Source organism: Sphingomonas lycopersici, assembly GCF_026130605.1.
Lineage (GTDB): Bacteria > Pseudomonadota > Alphaproteobacteria > Sphingomonadales > Sphingomonadaceae > Sphingomonas > Sphingomonas lycopersici.
In genome coordinates this window covers 1-18,511 of the sequence record NZ_JANFAU010000004.1, presented here as the reverse complement: position 1 = coordinate 18,511, position 18,511 = coordinate 1, and the positions used below count along the sequence as shown (strand labels likewise).

General features: G+C 66.0%; 14 protein-coding genes. 3 read left to right on the top strand and 11 right to left on the bottom strand.

What is annotated here, in order from left to right:
- Positions 1–90: 90 nt before the first annotated feature.
- From NED98_RS09575 to NED98_RS09545, 7 genes are all read right to left on the bottom strand, one after another.
- Positions 91–1,206 carry a sensor histidine kinase gene (locus NED98_RS09575; protein WP_179513612.1) on the bottom strand — a complete coding sequence of 372 codons (1,116 nt, stop codon included), beginning with the start codon at positions 1,204–1,206 and terminating at the stop codon, positions 91–93.
- Between the two features lie 141 nt (positions 1,207–1,347).
- Positions 1,348–4,704, bottom strand: a complete 3,357-nt coding sequence (locus tag NED98_RS09570; RefSeq protein ID WP_265312838.1) for a TonB-dependent receptor — start codon at positions 4,702–4,704, stop codon at positions 1,348–1,350.
- A gap of 280 nt (positions 4,705–4,984) precedes the next feature.
- Entirely contained in the window at positions 4,985–7,111 is a 2,127-nt protein-coding gene (gene ligA, locus NED98_RS09565) for an NAD-dependent DNA ligase LigA (RefSeq protein ID WP_265312837.1), read from the bottom strand.
- A gap of 61 nt (positions 7,112–7,172) precedes the next feature.
- Positions 7,173–8,741, bottom strand: coding sequence for an amino acid permease (locus NED98_RS09560; RefSeq protein WP_265312836.1), 1,569 nt, complete (start codon positions 8,739–8,741; stop codon positions 7,173–7,175).
- Between the two features lie 264 nt (positions 8,742–9,005).
- A complete protein-coding gene (locus NED98_RS09555) occupies positions 9,006–9,398 on the bottom strand; it encodes a histidine triad nucleotide-binding protein (protein ID WP_265271093.1) in 393 nt (130 codons plus the stop codon).
- Between the two features lie 10 nt (positions 9,399–9,408).
- Complete coding sequence (locus NED98_RS09550; protein ID WP_265271121.1) at positions 9,409–9,744, bottom strand: phosphoribosyl-ATP diphosphatase; 336 nt, start codon at positions 9,742–9,744, stop codon at positions 9,409–9,411.
- 32 nt (positions 9,745–9,776) lie between these two features.
- Positions 9,777–9,959: a hypothetical protein gene (locus tag NED98_RS09545; protein ID WP_265312835.1), complete on the bottom strand. Its 183-nt coding sequence runs from the start codon at positions 9,957–9,959 to the stop codon at positions 9,777–9,779.
- Between the two features lie 92 nt (positions 9,960–10,051).
- Between NED98_RS09545 and kynA the strand changes: the two genes are divergently transcribed.
- Positions 10,052–10,879 carry a tryptophan 2,3-dioxygenase gene (kynA, locus tag NED98_RS09540; RefSeq protein ID WP_265312834.1) on the top strand — a complete coding sequence of 276 codons (828 nt, stop codon included), beginning with the start codon at positions 10,052–10,054 and terminating at the stop codon, positions 10,877–10,879.
- Positions 10,880–10,995: 116 nt separating this feature from the next.
- Here kynA and NED98_RS09535 read toward each other — a convergent pair whose 3' ends face one another.
- The gene (locus NED98_RS09535; RefSeq protein WP_265312833.1) at positions 10,996–11,469 is read right to left on the bottom strand and encodes an Lrp/AsnC family transcriptional regulator; all 474 of its coding nucleotides are present in this window, start codon (positions 11,467–11,469) and stop codon (positions 10,996–10,998) included.
- A 94-nt stretch (positions 11,470–11,563) separates the two neighbouring features.
- Between NED98_RS09535 and putA the strand changes: the two genes are divergently transcribed.
- Positions 11,564–15,190, top strand: coding sequence for a trifunctional transcriptional regulator/proline dehydrogenase/L-glutamate gamma-semialdehyde dehydrogenase (putA, locus tag NED98_RS09530; RefSeq protein WP_265312832.1), 3,627 nt, complete (start codon positions 11,564–11,566; stop codon positions 15,188–15,190).
- Between the two features lie 12 nt (positions 15,191–15,202).
- On the opposite strand, the gene NED98_RS09525 is transcribed toward putA, so the two are convergent.
- Together NED98_RS09525 and NED98_RS09520 are read right to left on the bottom strand one after the other, a co-directional pair.
- Positions 15,203–15,475 (bottom strand): BrnA antitoxin family protein, encoded by a 273-nt coding sequence (locus NED98_RS09525; protein WP_179511414.1) that lies wholly within the window; start codon positions 15,473–15,475, stop codon positions 15,203–15,205.
- The gene (locus NED98_RS09520; protein WP_265312831.1) at positions 15,472–15,735 is read right to left on the bottom strand and encodes a BrnT family toxin; all 264 of its coding nucleotides are present in this window, start codon (positions 15,733–15,735) and stop codon (positions 15,472–15,474) included. The genes NED98_RS09525 and NED98_RS09520 overlap by 4 nt, the downstream gene beginning before the upstream one ends.
- A gap of 287 nt (positions 15,736–16,022) precedes the next feature.
- Here NED98_RS09520 and NED98_RS09515 point away from each other — a divergent pair, with 287 nt between their 5' ends.
- Complete coding sequence (locus tag NED98_RS09515; RefSeq protein ID WP_265271108.1) at positions 16,023–16,796, top strand: M23 family metallopeptidase; 774 nt, start codon at positions 16,023–16,025, stop codon at positions 16,794–16,796.
- A gap of 209 nt (positions 16,797–17,005) precedes the next feature.
- Here the strand turns inward: NED98_RS09515 and NED98_RS09510 are convergent, their stop codons facing one another.
- Positions 17,006–18,319, bottom strand: a complete 1,314-nt coding sequence (locus NED98_RS09510) for an AmpG family muropeptide MFS transporter (RefSeq protein ID WP_179511415.1) — start codon at positions 18,317–18,319, stop codon at positions 17,006–17,008.
- Between the last annotated feature and the right edge of the window lie 192 nt (positions 18,320–18,511).

Below are 18,511 nucleotides of genomic sequence, written 5' to 3'. Positions count from 1 at the left end.
TTGGTAGTCTCCAATACGTCCGCCGCGCCGGCGCTGTTGCGATCCGCCGCGGCTTCACTTTTCCATCCCCCTGTTCATCTGCCCCCTGGGTTATTCGAGCTGGAACGGAATCTCGATCTCGACCCGGAACCCGCCTTGCGGCATCGCCTGGATCTCAAAACGATGATCCGCGCCATAGGCTTGCGCCAGGCGCTCCCTGATATTGGCAATCCCAACACCGGTTGAAAGGCTCGGCCGGTTCTTTGTCGCCTGCAAGCCCGGTCCTGTATCAGATACGATGATCTGCACCCGTTCCCCGGCGAGCCGCGCCGTAACGCGGATTTCGGCGCCCTCTTCCTGAGGCGTAACCGCATATTTTATCGCATTTTCGATCAGTGGCTGGAGCAGCAAGGAGGGCAGATGCGCCTTTTCCGCGGCCGGATCGATCTCGAATTCGGGGCGCAGCCGATCCTCGAAGCGCATCTTCTCGATCTCGAGATAGAGCTTCAGCGTCTCGATCTCCTGCGCCAGCGCGACATGCGCGGTCGGCTCGTTGATCAGCGTGTAGCGCAGGAACGAGGCGAGCCGCGACAGCATCGCATTGGCGCGCTCGGTCTGCTTGAGCAGCACCAGAGTCGAGATCGAATTGAGCGTGTTGAACAGGAAATGCGGGTTGAGCTGGTAGCGCAGCATCGCGAGCTGCGCCGAGGACGCCTGGGTTTCCAGATGCTGCATCTGATCGATCTGCTCCTCGATGATCAGATAGAAATTGATCCCGAAATACAGCGCCGACCAGCCCGCGAGCACGGTGAAATTGAGGAACAGCGCGCCGATCAGCAGCTTCACATCGATGCCCGGCGCGGCGAATTTGATGAAGCTGAACGAGAAGGTGTCGAGCAGCGCATAAAGGAAGGTCGCCGCACCCAGGGTCAGCAACGTCAGGATGATGCCGGTGATGCGCGGGAGCCCGCGATAATAGCCGTAGAGCGTCGAGAGCAGCAGCGTGATGCAATAGCCGACGATCGTCTCGATGATATTGGTGACCACCCCCTGCAGCGTGAAGCCGTTCGAGATGCTCGAAACGGTGCGCAGGATGAGATAGCCCGACCAGCCCGCCGCCTGGAGGAACCAGAAGGCGCGGGCCTTGTCCTCGAAAAACGGGCGGACGAACATCGTCGAGGCGCGCGCCTGCGCCAGCGCCGCGGCAGCGGAGGGAGCGCCGGTCATTACGGGCGGAGTCGCCTGGGGGGCGGGAAGCGTCGCCATTCCATTCGCCTTACACGGCCTGTCGAAAGGGTGCAAAACAAGAGGGCCGCCGCTCCCGCGAAAGGAGCGACGACCCGTGAGATTTTACCGAGCGACGGGCGCTTAGAAGGTGAAGCGCGCGCCGATGCGGATCGTGTAGAGGGACGGACGCGACGAAATCACGTTCTGTTGATCCGGCGTCACGGTCGGGGCAGAATATTTATACTGTCCGCACGGCTGCGACGTGCTGGTCACGACGGCGCCACCCGGCGCGGTGAGGCACTGAACGCGCACCGCCGCGATCGTGTACGGGAACGAATATTCGCGAACCTGGCCCCACTTCTTGTTGAGCAGGTTGGTGAAGTTCTCGATATCCGCGAAGATCTGGACGCGGCTGTCACCAAGCCCGGTCGGGATTTCCTGCGACAGGTGCAGGTCAATGCGGGTGAACCACGGCGAGTTGAACGCGTTACGCGGGGCGACCTTGCCGCGATATTTCGCCAGACCCGTGCTGTTGATCAGGTTGTCGAGATAAGTCGCGGTCGTCGGGTTGTCGTAAGACACCAAAGCGTCCGAGGTCGAGGTCGGCACGTAGAGCAGGTAGCGCGCGCCGGTTCCGACGTTGCCGAAGATCGCGCTGCGGCCCTGCGAGATGTCCTGCATCGTATAGCTGTAGGGCTTGCCGATGCGGGTTTCGCCGAAGATCGAGAACACGGTCTTGTAGTCGCCGAAGAAGGCGTGATCGAACGTCACGTTATATTTGAAGAAGTGACGGACTTCGTCGTTCGAGACGCCATAGGCCGCGCCGCTGGCATCGAAGAACGCACCGTTGCCGTAGTTCGATCCTGCGGTCGAGGAGGTTGCCGGCGTAGCGTCCTTGACGTTCTGATAGGTGTAGCTCGCGCCGATATTCACGCCGATGTCCCAGCTCTTGTCGAACCGCGCTACCGCGATGTAGCCGCGGCCCTTGTCGGTATTGGTGAGCAGGATATCCTGGTTGGTGTCGTTGAAGGTCGTCAGCGCGGCGTAGCGCGTCCGGCCGTCAGGCGTCTTGAGCGCGGTCGGCACCGAGCGGATGTCGGTGAAATACACCTGGCTGCGGACCTTCGAGTAGAGGAAGTCGGCGCCGAAGTGCCAGCCGCCGCCCAGGAAGCCGCCCAGATTGGTGTCGTAATCGGCCGACAGCGTCGCGCGCCACTGCGACGGCAGCTTGAAGTGCGGATCGAGCGCGTTGGTCGGCGCGGTGGCCGACGACGAGGCGTTCGTCAGCACCGTATTGGCGCCGGCCGGGATGGTCTTGCCGTTCACGCCGCTCAGAATCTGATCGCCGGTGACCGTGCTCCCGGCGGGCATGATATAGCCGCCGCCGTTGGTCTGGCGGATATCGATGCTGTTCGACAGATAGCCGGTGTTCGAGAAGCTGTTCGAGACATAGACGTCGGGCGAGCCGCCCGAGAAGATGCCGCCGCCGCCGCGGATCACCAGGCCCGGGGTGGGCTTGAAATCGAAGCCGACGCGCGGCTGGAAGATGCCGCGGCCCGAGATATAGGCGTTGTTCGCGAAGCCGAACCGGTTGACGAAATTGGTGTTGAGCGCCGGACGGCTATCCCCGGCGTACAGGTCGTAACGCCCGCCGTAGTTCACCGTGAGGATGTCGCTGACGCGCCAGGTATCCTGGAGGCCGAAGACGAACGACTGATATTTGAACCGCGCCGCGGCATCCGCCGGGTTCAGGCTGGGAACCGCATTCGTATAACGCAGCCGCTGTGCGTTGCCGGCCTGGAAATCGGCGATCGAGTCGAAATAATAATCGCCCGCCGTGCGCTGCACGAACAGGTTGAAGATCGACGTGCTTTGCACCTCGGCAAAGAGCCGCACGTCATGGTCGTTGCGGGTCAGGCGCGCCTGGACGAGGCCGCCCCAGGTCTTGCTGCTGAGCTCGTTCGACTGGCGCGAAATATCCGGGCCGAACGACACCGTGCCGTAGCCGGGGGCGCAATTGTTCGACAAATCGGTGTTCGTTGCGGCGCCGGTGCCGCGATCGGAGGTCGGCGCGGTGCAGACCTGGAACTGGCCGAAACCGCGGCCGAGGATCGGATCCTGACCGCGCTTGTAATCCTTATAGAAGGCGCGGACTTCGGTCGAGAATTCGTCGCTCCAGTCGGAATTGAGCTGGAACACGCCGGTGTGCAGCCGGTTCGACGCGATATAGCCGTTCGATTCGAGCCCGAGGCCCGGCGCGCTACCCGTCGCCGCTGCTGGGCCGACGTTGGTGTTGTTGCCGAACTGGATCGAATCCTTGGTGTACATGTACGTCAACGACACGCGCTGGCGGTCGGAGATGTTGGCGTCGATCTTCGCGACGAGGCGGTCGTCGGAATCCTTCGAATTGTTGAGGATGCCGCCGGTGTTGTAGCCGTATTTGGACTTCGCGATGTCCTGGATCTGCGAGACGGCGGCATCGGTGATGAGCGGGATGACGGTGCCGGCATTGTTGCCCGGCGTGCCTTCCGCGATCGGCGTGCCGGCGCGGATGCGCTCGCCGGCGACCATGAAGAACAATTTGTCCTTGATGATCGGGCCGGAGATCTCTCCGCCGTAATTCTCATATTTGAACTTGGGCAGCGTGACGACGCCGGTCGGCACGCCGGGGCCGGCCTTGGTCTTGGTGCCCGTCAGGCCGTCCGACGAATAAGCGTAGAAGCCGGTGCCGTGGAACTGGTTGGTGCCCGATTTCAGGATCGCGTTGATCGCGCCGCCCTGGAAATTGCCCTCGCGCACGTCATAGGGCGCGACCTTGGTCTGGAACTGGCCGATCGCGTCGAGCGGCACCGGCGAACGGCGGGTCGGCAGGCCGTCGGGATTGATGCCGAAATTGTCGGTGACCGGCACGCCGTCGATCGAGAAGCGGTTGAAGCGCGCATTCTGGCCGGCGAAGCTCACCGCGCGGCCGTTGCCGTCCGAATAGTCGAGGCGCGCGAAGGGATCGCGGCGCATCAGGTCGCGGATGTCGCGGTTGACCGAGGCGACCGCGGCGATCTGCGTCGCCGAGAGGACGGTCGCCGGTCCCTGGCTGACGGTGCGTGCGTTGGGCAGCTTAGCCGCGGTGACGACGACATCGCCGCCCGCGGTGGTTTCAACGCCCTGCGCCGGCTGGAGATCGATCGGCAGGTCGAACGCTTGGGCAACGACGGTATTGATGTCGGTGATGCTGGTCTGGGGATGGCCCTCGGCCTTGACGGTTACGGTGAACGGACCGCCCACGCGCAGACCGGCGGCGTTGAAATTGCCGTTTGCGTCGGTGGTGGTGTTCGCCGTCGTGCCCGACGGAACGTGCGTGATCGTCACGGTCGCGCCCGCCACCGGGGCGCCGCCCGCGGTTACCGAGCCGCGAATCGTGGAAGTGGTTTCTTGTGCCATTGCCGCGACCGGCACGATGAGCGCGGCCGCAGCCACGCCCAGAAGCAGGTTATTACGCATCTATGTGTCCCCTATCGAGCTTTTTGCTCAGGTGCCCGGCGGTTCCCTGACCGACTGCCGCGCCCGTGCCTGCGTAATATGAAGCTTAGATGACGGTCGCGAGTCGATTCAGGATTAATCGGCGACTCACGTTCCGATGCGTTGCATAAAAGCGACACCGGGGCGGATATTCACGCGACATCCGTTTCGCCCTGAGCCTGTCGAAGGGCTGCATTTTCCCCTACGAAGAAAAGTGCAGGGCTTCGACAAGCTCAGCCCGAACGGCAGGTAGGGCAAGCCATCACCCCGCCGCGGCGACGATCGCCTGCCAGCCGGCCTCGTCGACCACGCGGATGCCGAGGTCGGCGGCCTTTTTCGCCTTCGATCCCGCGCCGGGGCCGGCGACGACGAGGTCGGTCTTGGCCGAGACCGATCCTGCCACCCGCGCGCCAAGCGATTCGGCCTGCGCCTTGGCCTCATCGCGGCTCATCGTCTCGAGCGTGCCGGTGAAGACGACCGTCTTGCCCGATACCTCCGAGGCGCGGGTCTCGTGGATCACGTCGGCGGGGGTCAGCTCGGTCAGCAGATCCTCGACCGCGGCGTCGTTCTGCGGCTCGGCAAAGAAATCGATCAGCGCCAGCGCCACTTCGGGGCCGACCTGTTTGGTATCGACGATCGCGGCGAGTTCCTTGGCGGTGCGCTGGAGCAATTTGTCGTCGCTCTCGCCGATCGCCTGGAGCATCGTGTCGCGCTTCTCGATCCCCGTCGCGATCATCGCGCGGAACGCCGCCCAGCTCTGCCAGCGGCGCGCGAGATCGCGCGCGGTGACCTCGCCGACGTGGCGGATGCCGAGCGCGAAGAGCAAGCGATCGAGCGGGGGATTGCGCCGCGCGTCGATCGCCGCGACGAGATTGTTGGCCGAGACCTCCGCCCAGCGCTCGCGCGCGAGCAATTGCTCGGCGGTGACGCGGAAGATGTCCGCCGGCCGCGCGATCAGCCCGTCGGCGAAGAAATTCTCGATATTGGTGATCCCCAGCCCCTCGATATCGAGCGCGTGGCGCGAAGCGAAATGGCGCAGCCGCTCGACCTGTTGCGCCGGGCAGACCAGCCCGCCCGAACAGCGCCAGTCGACCTCGCCCGGCTCGCGCACCGCTTCCGATCCGCATTCGGGACAATGCGTGGGGAAGGGCCAGGGATCGCGGCCTTCCTCGCGCGAGAGATTCTCGACGATCTGCGGGATCACGTCGCCGGCGCGCTGGATCACGACGCGATCGCCGGGATGCGCATCGAGCCGGGCGATCTCGTCGGCATTGTGCAGCGTCGCGTTGGAGACGACCACGCCGCCGACCGTGACGGGAACGAGCCGCGCGACGGGGGTGAGCTTGCCGGTGCGGCCGACCTGGATGTCGATCGCCTCGATCGTGGTCTGCGCGCGTTCGGCGGGAAATTTGTGCGCGATCGCCCAGCGCGGCGCGCGCGCGACGAAGCCGAGCCGCTCCTGCCAGTCGAGCCGGTCGACTTTGTAGACCACGCCGTCGATGTCGAACGGTAGATCGGCGCGCATCGCCTCGATCGCGCGATAATGCGCGAGCGCCGCGGCGGTATCCTCGACGCAGGTAAAGCCCTCGGCGACCGGGAAGCCCCAGCTGCGGATCGCCGCGACGACCGCGCTCTGCGTCGTGCCGGGGAGCGCGGAGACATCGCCCCAGCCGTGCGCGAGGAAACGCAGCGGGCGGCTGGCGGTGACGGTCGCGTCCTTCTGGCGCAGCGAGCCGGCGGCGGCGTTGCGCGGGTTGGCGAACTGGCGCGCCTCCTTGCCGGTCTCCGCCGCCTCGGCCGCGAGCCGCGCGTTGAGCGCGGTGAAATCGGCCTTGGCCATATAGACCTCGCCGCGCACCTCGAACAATTCGGGGGCGTCGGCGGGGAGCGTCTTGGGGATATCGCCGATCGTCGCGACATTGGCGGTGACGTCCTCGCCGGTCGTCCCGTCGCCGCGGGTCAGCGCCTGGACGAGGCGGCGGTTTTCGTAGCGCAGCGAGCAGGACAGGCCGTCGATCTTCGGCTCGGCCGTCAGCGCGACCGGCGTATCGTCGGCGAGCCGCAGGAAACGACGGACGCGCGCGACGAATTCCGCGACATCCTCGTCGGCGAAGGCATTGTCGAGGCTGGTCATCGGCTTGGCATGCGCGACTTTGGCGAGATGCGAAGCGGGCGCGGCGCCGACGATGCGCGACGGCGAATCGGCGCGGATCAGATGCGGGAAGGCCGCCTCGATCGCATTGTTGCGACGGACCAGCGCGTCATAATCGGCGTCGGAAATCTCCGGCGCGTCGTCGGTATGATAGAGCCGATTATGGTGGGCGATTTCGCCGGCCAGCCGCTCCAGTTCGGCGGCGGCTTCGATATCGGAGGTGGGGAGGGCGGTCATGCCAGCCCTCTAACCCGTCCGCCCCATTCTTGCGAAGGGGCGAACAGGCAGAAGTGTCAGATTACGGCTGCTCGCCGACCGGGGCGACATATTCGCCCATATCGGGGCCGGGTTCTTCGTCGAGGCCCTTGGCGAGCCGCGAATTGCGCATCCCGTAGACGAAATAGAGCACGATCGCGCCGATCGTATACCACAGGAAGAACAGCAGCACGCGGGTCTCGACCGAATAGATCAGCCCGAAGCAGAACAGGATGCCGAGCACCGGCACCACCGGATAGAAAGGCACGCGGAACCCGCGCGGCAGATGCGGATGCGAGCGGCGCAGGTAGATCACCGTCAGGCAGACGATGCCGAACGCCGCCAGCGTGCCGACCGAGGTCATATCGCCGAGCGTGTTGATGTCGAAGAAGCCCGCCGCGCCGGCCACGACGATCGCCACGACGATCGTGTTGATCCACGGCGTCTTGAAACGCGGGTGGACGCTGGAGAAGATGCGCGGCAGCAGCCCGTCGCGCGCCATCGTGTAGAAGATGCGCGTCTGGCCGTACATCAGCACCAGCACCACCGAGGTGAGGCCGACGATTGCGCCGACCTTGACGATCTTGGCGAACCAGCTCCACTGCGGGCCGAGTGCGTCGACCGCCACCGCGACCGGATCCGGCACGTTGAGCATCTTATAGTTGACGATCAGCGTCATCGAGACCGAGACCAGCATGTAGATCACGGTGCAGACGACGAGGCTGCCGATGATCCCGATCGGCATGTCGCGTGCCGGATTCTTGGCTTCCTGCCCGGCGGTGGAGACCGCCTCGAACCCGATATAGGCGAAGAACACGATCGAGGCCGCGCGCATGATGCCGCCCCAGCCGAATTCGCCCTTGTCCCCCGAAGCGGGCGGGATGAACGGCTGCCAATTGGCCTTGAGCGTGCCGATATTCTGGATCACGAACCAGCCGACGATCGCGATGAAGGCGAGGATCACCGCCACCTTGATCACGACGATCGCGTTGTTGACCTTCGCGCTCTCGCTCACCCCGATGACGAGCAATGCGCCGAGCAGTGCGCAAATCGCAAAGGCGGGGAGGTTGAACAGATAGGTCAGCGGCGCGCCGTTCGCGCCGAGCACCGCGCTGCCGCCCTTGACGATCGCGTGGCCGGTCGGCCCGGTCAGCTCGACGGGGATGTTGATCCCGTAATCGCCGAGCAGCGACACGACATAGCCCGACCAGCCGACCGCCACGACCGAGGCGGCAAGGCCATATTCGAGCAGCAGCAGCGCGCCCATCACCCACGCGGCGAATTCGCCGATCGTGGTGTAGGAATAGGTATAGGCCGAACCCGATACCGGTAATGTCGAGGAAAGCTCGGCATAGCAGAGGCCGGCGAGCCCGCAGATCACGCCGGCGACGATGAACGAAATGACCACGGCCGGCCCGGCGTGAAGCGCCGCGGCATTGCCGGTACGAACGAAGATGCCGGCGCCGATGATGCAGCCGATACCGAGAAAGACGAGATTCGCGGCGCTGAGTGTTCGTTTCAGCTCGCTTGATTGGGTCTCGCGCTGGACCTGCTCCACCGTCTTGCGAAGCATCATCCGCCCGAGAAGACCTTCTGCGGGTCTGGTTGCCATAATCCTCCCTCGACCGCCCCCCGGACGGCCTGAATGCGTGAAGCGCGCGAAACTAGCGGCGAAAGCCGCGAGAGCAAAGCCCGAACGCGTTAAATGGATTACGGGCCGTTACGGCACGCAACACGCGCGCGCTCTCGGCTCGCCTCACTCGTGAAGGGAGGGGCTGGGGGTGGGGTGGGTATGGGGGGATACCGGCGCGCTTCCTCGCAGGCCAGCTCACCTCCGGCCTCTCCCTTGTTCAAGGGAGGGGAGCAGAATGAAGATTCAGCGCCGGCTGTCGTTCTGCACCAGCATCGGGCCGAGCGGGCGGCCGGCGAGGATATGGACGTGGAGGTGCGGCACCTCGGCGTGCGAATCGAGCCCCGTGTTGGCGAGCAGGCGATAGCCCGGCTCGACCAGCCCCTGATCGCGCGCCACCTTGCCCACCGCGCGGACGAAGCCGGTGATCTCGGCATCCGAGGCGCGTGCGGTGAAATCGTCCCACGAGACGTATTTGCCCTTGGGAATCACCAGGATGTGCGTCGGCGCCCAGGGGGCGATATCGTGGAAGGCGAGCGCGTAATCGTCCTCGTACACGCGGCGCGAGGGGATTTCGTCGCGCAGGATGCGCGCGAAGATATTCTGGTCGTCATAGGGCAGGGTGGCGTCGACGGCCATCGGTGGCCTCCTATTCGGGGCGGAAGGAAAGGGGGCGGCCGGCCTTTTCATCGTGGCCCGACTGGCCTTCGCGCCGTTCCAGCTCGCGGCGCACGTCGTCGAGCCCGAGATCGGCGTCGGCGAGCAGCACGAGCAAGTGGAAGATCAGATCGGCGGCCTCCGGGACGATCGACGCATCGTCGCCCGAGGTGGCGGCAATCACGGTCTCGATCGCCTCTTCGCCCAGTTTCTGCGCGATGCGGCTGCGCCCCTGGAAGAACAGGCTGGCGGTATAGGATTTCATCGCCGCGGCGTCCTTGCGCGCGCGGATCGTCGCCTCGAGGCGATCGAGCGTATCGTCGGCCATGCCCGTAGCGGTGCCGCGTGGCGCGCGCGCGGTCAACCTCCTTGCGGCGGGTCCTTGCGCATCCGGCGGCGCAAGGCGCGCCGCGTCAGCCACACGATCGCCACCGCGACGACGAACAAAGCGATGTCCGACAACTCGGGCGCGGTGCGCGGGCGCGCGACGCCGGTGTGGCCATTGTCGGTCGTGGCGGCGGCGAGAAGCGGGAGCGCGGGCATCGCACGATCCTAGCGCCAGCCTCTTGATCAAAAGGTTACGCCCGATATCCATCGCGACCGATTCCGCATAGGACAGGCGAATGGAACCCAATGTGACCGACCATGACGATCCGGCGAGCGGCGCGCGGCGCGATTTTTCGGATGCGATGTCCTATGGCGATTATCTCAAGCTCGATCGCATCCTCGATGCGCAGGCGCCGCTCTCCACCGCGCATGACGAGATGCTGTTCGTCATCCAGCACCAGACCTCCGAATTGTGGATGAAGCTCGTCGTCCACGAATTGCGCGGCGCGATGGCGGCGATCCGCGCCGATCGGCTCCAGCCCGCGTTCAAGATGCTGACCCGCGTCGCGCGGATCTTCGAACAGCTCAACAGTGCGTGGGACGTGCTGCGGACGATGACGCCGAGCGAATATACCGAATTCCGCGGGTCGCTCGGGCAATCCTCGGGCTTCCAGTCGTGGCAATATCGCGCGATCGAATTCCTGCTCGGCAACCGCAATACCGCGACGCTGGCGGTCCACGCGCATCGGGACGAGGTGACCGCCGGGCTGGAGGCGATCCTCGCCGCGCCGAGCCTGTACGACGAGGCGCTGATGCTGCTCAAACGGCGCGGCTTCGCGATCGGCGGGATGCCGCGCGACTGGCGCAAGACGCGCGAGGTGGAACCCGCGGCGATCGCGGCGTGGAAGCTGATCTACCAGGCGCCCGAGGAACATTGGGAGGCCTACGAACTGGCCGAGAAGCTCGTCGATCTGGAGGATTATTTTCGCCGCTGGCGTTTCAACCACGTCACCACGGTGGAGCGGATCATCGGGCTGAAGCGCGGCTCGGGCGGCACCGCGGGCGCGGCCTATCTGCGCAAGATGCTGGAGGTGGAGCTGTTCCCCGAATTGTGGCGGGTGCGGACGGAGCTTTAGGTTCGCCTTCACCCCTCGCCCTGAGCTTGTCGAAGGGCTGTATTTCTTCGTCGGAAGAAGGGCAGGGCTTCGACAGGCTCAGCCCGAACGGCGGGAGGTTGTGCGCTTAAGCTCTATTACACCGCCGCATCCCTGATCGTTTCCATCGCGACGAAGGTCGAGGTGCTCGCGACATGCGGCAGGCTGGAAATCCGCTCGCCGAGCACGATGCGATAGCGGCGGATGTCGGCGGTGCGCACCTTGAGCAGATAATCGAAGCTGCTCGCGATCATATGGCATTCCTCGACCTCGGGGATCTTGAGCACCGCGCGGCGGAATTCGTCGAGCGCCGCCTCGCGCGTGTCGGACAATTTCACCTCTGCGAAGGCGATATGGTCGAGCCCCAATTTGGCCGGATCGATCACCGCGCGGAAGCCGCGGATATAGCGCTCGTCGATCAGCCGCTTGAGCCGCACCTGCGTCGGCGTCTTCGACAGCCCGACCCGTTTCGCCAATTCGGTGATCGACATCCGCCCGTCGTCGCGCAGCGCGTCGAGGATACGGCGATCGAAGGCGTCGATTTCACCTTTGATCGGGTATTTTCCGTCCATTCGATCTGTCTTCCGGGTGAAATGAGGGAAATCTGCATCGATTCTGCCCGATGATTGGGCGGAACGCCAATAGCGAATCTGCTAAGGGGCGCGGATGACCGATCTCTCCCCGCTGTTCGCCGATTTCGCCCCGCCGATCCGCCCGCAGACCGCGCTGCGACAGGCGATCACCGCCGCCTATCGCCGCCCCGAGCCCGAGTGCGTCGCGGCGTTGCTCGGTCAGGCCACGCTCCCTGCGCCGGTCACCGCCGCGGCGGCCGCGACCGCGACCAAGCTGATCACCGCGCTGCGCGCCAAGCACAAGGGCGACGGCGTGGAGGGGCTGGTCCACGAATATGCGCTGTCGAGCCAGGAGGGCGTCGCGCTGATGTGCCTCGCCGAGGCGTTGTTGCGCATCCCCGACGACGCGACGCGCGATGCGCTGATCCGCGACAAGATCGCCGGGGGCGACTGGCGCGCGCATCTCGGCGACGGGCGCTCCTTGTTCGTCAACGCCGCGACCTGGGGGCTGGTGGTCACCGGCAAGCTGACCAGCAGCGTCAACGACAGCGGGCTCGCCTCCGCGCTGACCCGGCTGATTGCGCGCGCCGGCGAGCCGGTGATCCGCCGCGGGGTCGATATGGCGATGCGGATGATGGGTGAGCAATTCGTCACCGGCGAGACGATCGAGCAGGCGCTGAAGCGCGCGCGCGACCTCGAAGCGCGCGGTTTCCAATATAGCTACGACATGCTCGGCGAGGCGGCGACCACTGCCGCCGATGCCGAGCGTTACTATCGCGATTACGAGGCGGCGATCCACGCGATCGGCAAGGCGTCGGGCGGGCGCGGCGTCTATGGCGGGCCGGGGATTTCGATCAAGCTCTCCGCGCTCCACCCGCGCTACGCCCGCTCGCAGGCCGCGCGGGTGATGGGCGAACTCTTGCCGCATGTGAAGACGCTGGCGCTGCTCGCCAAAGGCTATGACATCGGCTTCAACATCGACGCGGAGGAGGCCGACCGGCTCGAACTGTCGCTCGACCTGCTCGAAAGCCTCGCGCTCGACCCCGATCTCGCGGGGTGGAACGGGCTCGGCTTCGTCGTGCAGGCTTATGGCAAGCGCTGCCCGTTCGTGATCGACTGGATCGTCGATCTCGCCGCGCGCGCCGATCGGCGGATCATGGTCCGGCTGGTCAAGGGCGCTTATTGGGACGCCGAGATCAAGCGCGCGCAGGTCGACGGGCTCGCCGGTTTCCCGGTCTATACCCGCAAGATCCACACCGACGTCGCCTATATCGCCTGTGCGCGGAAGCTGCTCGCGGCGACCGATCGGGTGTTCCCGCAATTCGCCACGCACAATGCGCAGACGCTGGCGACGATCTATGAGATGGCAGGGCCGGACTTTGCGCTCGGCCGCTACGAATTCCAGTGCCTCCACGGCATGGGCGAGCCGCTCTACGACGAGGTGGTCGGCGCGGACAAGCTCGACCGGCCGTGCCGCATCTATGCGCCGGTGGGCACGCATGAGACATTGCTCGCCTATCTCGTGCGGCGCTTGCTGGAGAACGGGGCGAATTCCTCGTTCGTCAACCGCATCGCCGATCCCGAAGTGTCGATCGCCGATCTCGTCGCCGATCCGGTCGAAGCGGTGCGCGCGATGCCGGTCGTCGGGCAGAAGCATCCGCAGATCGCCTTGCCGCGCGAACTGTACGGGGCGCGGGTCAATTCCGCGGGTATCGATCTCTCCGACGAGACCGCGCTCGCCGCGCTGGGCGAGACGATGCGCGCAGGCGCCGGCAACGACAGGCGCGCCGCGCCGGCCGACGGGGAGGGGACGCCGAGAGCGGTGCTCAACCCGGCCGACCAGCGCGATCGTGTCGGCACGGTGATCGAGGTGTCGCCGGAGGCGGCGCGTGCCGCCGTCACCCGTGCGGCTGCCGCCGCGCCGAGCTGGGCCGCGGTGGCGCCCGGCGATCGCGCCGCGTGCCTCGATCGCGCAGGGGAGATTATGCAGGCGCGGATGCCGGCATTGCTCGGGCTGATCGTGCGCGAGGCGGGCAAGTCGCTCCCCAATGCGATCGCCGAGGTGCGCGAGGCGATCGATTTCCTGCATTATTATGCCGATCAGGCGCGGCGGACGCTGGGGCCGGCGCATCGCCCGCTCGGCCCGGTCGTCTGCATCAGCCCGTGGAATTTCCCGCTGGCGATCTTCACCGGGCAGATTGCCGCGGCTTTGGTCGCGGGCAATAGCGTCCTCGCCAAGCCGGCCGAGGAAACCCCGCTGATCGCCGCGCAGGGCGTCGCGATCCTCCACGAAGCGGGCATTCCGGCGGATGCGCTGCAATTGCTCCCCGGCGACGGTGCAATCGGCGCGGCGCTGGTCGGCGCGCCCGAGGCAGCGGCGGTGATGTTCACCGGCTCGACCGAGGTGGCGCGGCTGATCCAGCGCGAACTCGCCACGCGGCTTTCCGCCGACGGCGCGCCGATCCCGCTGATCGCCGAGACCGGCGGGCAGAATGCGATGATCGTCGATTCCTCGGCGCTCGCCGAGCAGGTGGTGGCGGACGTGATCGCCTCCGCCTTCGACAGCGCGGGGCAGCGCTGCTCGGCGCTGCGCGTCCTGTGTCTGCAGGAGGATATCGCCGATCGTACGCTGGCGATGATCAAGGGCGCGCTCCACGAACTGTCGATCGGGCGGACCGATCGGCTCGCGGTCGATATCGGCCCGGTGATCACCGCCGAGGCCAAGGCCAATATCGAGCGGCATATCGAGCGGATGCGCGGAATGGGCCGCGCGGTCGAGCAGATCGCGCTGGCCGGCGAGACCGCGCACGGCACCTTCGTCCCACCGACGATCATCGAGCTTGACGATATCGCCGATCTGGAGCGCGAGGTGTTCGGACCGGTGCTGCACGTCGTCCGCTTCCGGCGCAACGCGCTCGACCGGCTGATCGATGCGATCAACGCGACCGGCTATGGCCTGACCTTCGGCTTGCATACTCGGCTCGACGAGACGATCGCGCATGTCACCCAGCGAGTGAAGGCGGGCAATCTCTACATCAACCGCAACGTGATCGGCGCGGTGGTGGGGGTGCAGCCGTTCGGCGGGCGCGGACTTTCGGGTACCGGGCCCAAAGCGGGCGGTCCGCTCTATCTCGGCCGGCTGGTGAGCGGCGCGCCGGTGCCACCGCGGCTCTCGTCCAACGCCGCCGATCCCGCTGCGCGCGATTTGGCGCTGTGGCTCGAGGAGGCGGGGGATGTCGGCGCCGCGGCGCGGGTGCGCGAGGCGATCAGCGCCTCGCTGGTCGGCGGCGAGGTGACGCTGCCGGGGCCGGTCGGCGAACGCAACGTCTATGCGCTGCATCCGCGCGGGCGGGTGCTGTTGCTGCCGCAGACCTATGAGGGGTTGATCGAGCAGCTCGGCGCGGCGCTTGCCGGGGGGAATGACGTGGTGGTGGCGGGCAAGGCCGCGCTGCTCGACGGCCTGCCCGACAGCGTGGCGCACCGCGTCCGCCGTATCGCCGATTGGCCGGAAGCGGGGCCGTTCGCCGGCGCGCTGATCGAGGGCGATGCCGAACGGGTGCGGGCGGCGCTGGAGGCGCTCGCCGCGCTGCCCGGGCCGATCGTGCTCCCGCAGACCACGGGGGCATCGGGCTATCGGCTCGACTGGCTGGTCGAGGAGGTCTCGACCTCGATCAACACCACCGCCGCCGGCGGCAATGCGAGCCTGATGGCGATGGTGTGACCGGCCGGGCCGTCAGAGACCGATAGCGTGGCGCAGCGCTTCGTCGATGCGGCGCTGCCAACCGGGGCCGCCGGCCTTGAAGTGGTTCAGCACTTCGGGGGAGAGCCGGATCGTCGTGCTGATCTTGGTAGCGGCTTTCTGCGGACCGCGCGTTGCGCGCATTTTGGCGGCCAGTTCGGGAAACGCCTGCGCGAACGGAACCGCCTTGGCGATGTCTTCGGCGGTCAATTCCGGGTTGTCCGACACCGCGTCCAGGTCGGCCTGGGTATATTTCGGGGCTGTCACGGCAACAGGTTCCTTTCCTTTCGGTTCGCCGGGCGCGCGGAAACGATTGAAATCCCCTCCGTCCCGAGCTTCGCGAAGATGACTACGATTACACCGTTCAGTTCGCCGATCGCGAAGTAACGGCCGTTCCTCGCTTCACCGATCAGGGCTTCTGCGAAAAACGCCTCGTCGACGTCGGCGAAATCGATGCCGTGCTTGGCGAGGTTAGCTTCGCGCTTCGGCTCATCCCAAACGATTATCACATCTTTTTGTAGTAACAATTAGCTTCGAAGTCAAGCTTTGACGCGGGCAAAACCACGGCGAATTTGCTTGTCCGACGCGCTTTAAGCCCCCGTTCAGGTGCCGGCGACGAAGCGTTTCGTCGCTCGTTCCAACGACTCAACGCAGCTTCGGTGCGCCCCGACGCGCTATTGTCGTGCGGCGCTTGCATAAAAACGACAGCGTGAGCCACAACCCATTTGTCCGGGCGCGGGGGTGCGATCCGAACAGATTGAAGACGAACGTCGCCGGGCTTCTCTGGCGTCGATCGCGCAACGATGGGTCGCCAATGTCGCAGCTTTCTTCATCGCAGCTTGTTCGCGGGTTCGGCCGGAGCGCCGCGCTTTGCGCCGCCGCTCTGGTGTGCGCCGGCGTCGGCACCGCAGCGAACGCCGCCCCCGATGCGGAGCAGGCGCGGACCGCGCAGGTCGCGACGCGCGGCGCGGTCGGCGGGCCGATGATTTCCGCCAGCACCGTCGGCGCGGCGAGCGAGGTCGGCGGCGACGCGCAATTCCGGTCGCTGTTCATGACCTGGAAGAAGATGGACACGATGGAGCATGGCTCGATCGCCATTCCTTCGGTCCAGCCGGTCCAGAAGCTTTCCTTCACCAGCAATTTCGGCATCCGCAGCGATCCCTTCCGGGGCACCGCCGCGATGCACGCCGGGGTCGACATCCCCGGTCCGGTCGGCACTCCGATCTATGCCACCGCAGACGGCGTCGTCGCCCATGCGGAGCGGATGGGCGGTTATGGCAACATGGTCGAGATCGATCATGGCAAGGGCATCGCCACCCGCTACGGCCATCTTTCGAAGATTCTGGTCAGCGACAATACGCGCGTGAAGCGCGGGCAGCTGATCGCACTGATGGGTTCGACGGGTCGCTCCACCGGACCGCACCTCCATTATGAGGTCCGTATCGACGGGCATGCGGTGAATCCGATCCCGTTCCTCACCACCGCCGATTACCTGCTCGCCGCGCACGATCGCTCGGTGACCGAAATCCCGGTCTCGACCACCGGCCCGGTGGCGCAGGACAGCCTCGATCAGGTTGCCAGCCGCTAAGTATTTTAGCGCTCGACCGTTTTAGGACGCTTTCGAACCCCGGCCGTTGCGCCGGGGTTTGTTGCGTTTGAGGGACATTGCGCGAAATATGATCCGGTCGCCCCGAGCTCGTCGAAGGGCTGCCCTTCTTCCTTTCGAAGAAAAGGGCAGGGCTTCGACAGGCTCAGCCCGAACGGCGGGGGGGGGGGGCCGGGCTCAGGGCGAAGCGTTCAGCCCTCGTCACCCTCGACCACCCCGGCGCTGCCGATCGACCGGTCGACCATCCCGGTCCGGCTCATCCACCAGAACAGCGCGACCCCGGGCAGCGCGATCAGCGTGGTGAAGAGATAGAAGTTCACATAGCCCATCGCCTCGATCAACGCCCCGGCGGTGGTGCCGGTGACGATCCGCCCGAGGATGCTCGCCGCCGCGGAGATCAGCGCATATTGCGCCGCGGTGAAGCGCAGGTCGCACAAAGCCGAGAAATAAGCGACGACCGCCACCCCGCCGAACCCGCTGGCGAAATTCTCGAATCCGATCGCGCCGGCCATGCCGATGTTCGAATGCCCCGCCGCGGCGAGCCCGGCGAAGCTGAGGTTCGATATCGCCATCAGGACGAGCGACAGCAAAACCGATCGCTTCATCCCCATCCGCGCATAGAGCACCCCGCCGACGAAGATGCCGATTAGATAGGCCCAGAAGCCGAGCCCGACGTCGTAGAAGGCGATCTCGTCATTGCTGAACTTGAGGTCGTCGAACAGCAGGCGGAAGGTGAGGTTGGCGAGCGTGTCGCCGATCTTATGGATCAGGATGAAGGCAAGGATGATCACCGCGCCGGGGCGCGCGAAGAATTGCACGAACGGGCGCCAGATCGCCTCGAGCGCGGCCGCGAGCCCCTTGCGCGGGGCGACGACATGTCGCCGCTCGGGCTCGCCGACGATCAGTCCGGCGAGCATTGCGGGCAGCGCGAGCCCGGCGCAGGCGAGATAGGCGAGGCTCCATCCGTGGCGCGCGGCGATCACCAGCGCGAGCGCGCCCGCGCCGGCCGATCCGATCCGCCAGCCATATTGGCTCATCCCGGCGCCGACGCCCAATTGGCGTGGCTCCAATATCTCGATGCGATAGGCGTCGATCACGATGTCGAAGGTCGATCCGGCCGCGCCGACGAGGATCGCGGCGAAGGCGGTCGCGGCGATATCCGCCTTGGGATCGATCAGCGCGAGATGGACGACCGCGGCGATCACCAGCGTCCCCGCGACGAGCAGCCACGACACGCGCTGCCCGAGCCGCCCGATCACCGGCAACCGCACCCCGTCCACCGCCCAGGCCCAGAGAAATTTGAGATTGTAGACGAGGAAGGCGAGGCTGAACGCCGTCACCGTCTTCTTGTCGATCCCGCTCTGCGCCAGCCGGGTGGTGAGCGTCGCGCCGATCATCGCATAAGGAAAGCCCGACGAAATCCCCAGCGCCAGCGCCGCCAGCGGCGCCTTCTCGACATAGGGACGCACGCCATCCAGCCACGTCCGTCCGGTCGCTGCTTCCATCTCGCCCCTTGCTCCCCGCGTTCGCATCCGCGACACTTAGGGTCCAAACCCGCTCAGGACAACGTCGTGATCGCCCGGAGAAGCCCGCTGGCAAGGAGTGTAGCGCAGACGCGTAGCCGTGCTACGCGCAAGCAAGCGACGCTGGCCAGCGGGCTTCTCCGGGCGACCCCTTCGGGGCGGGCGGAGTTTTGC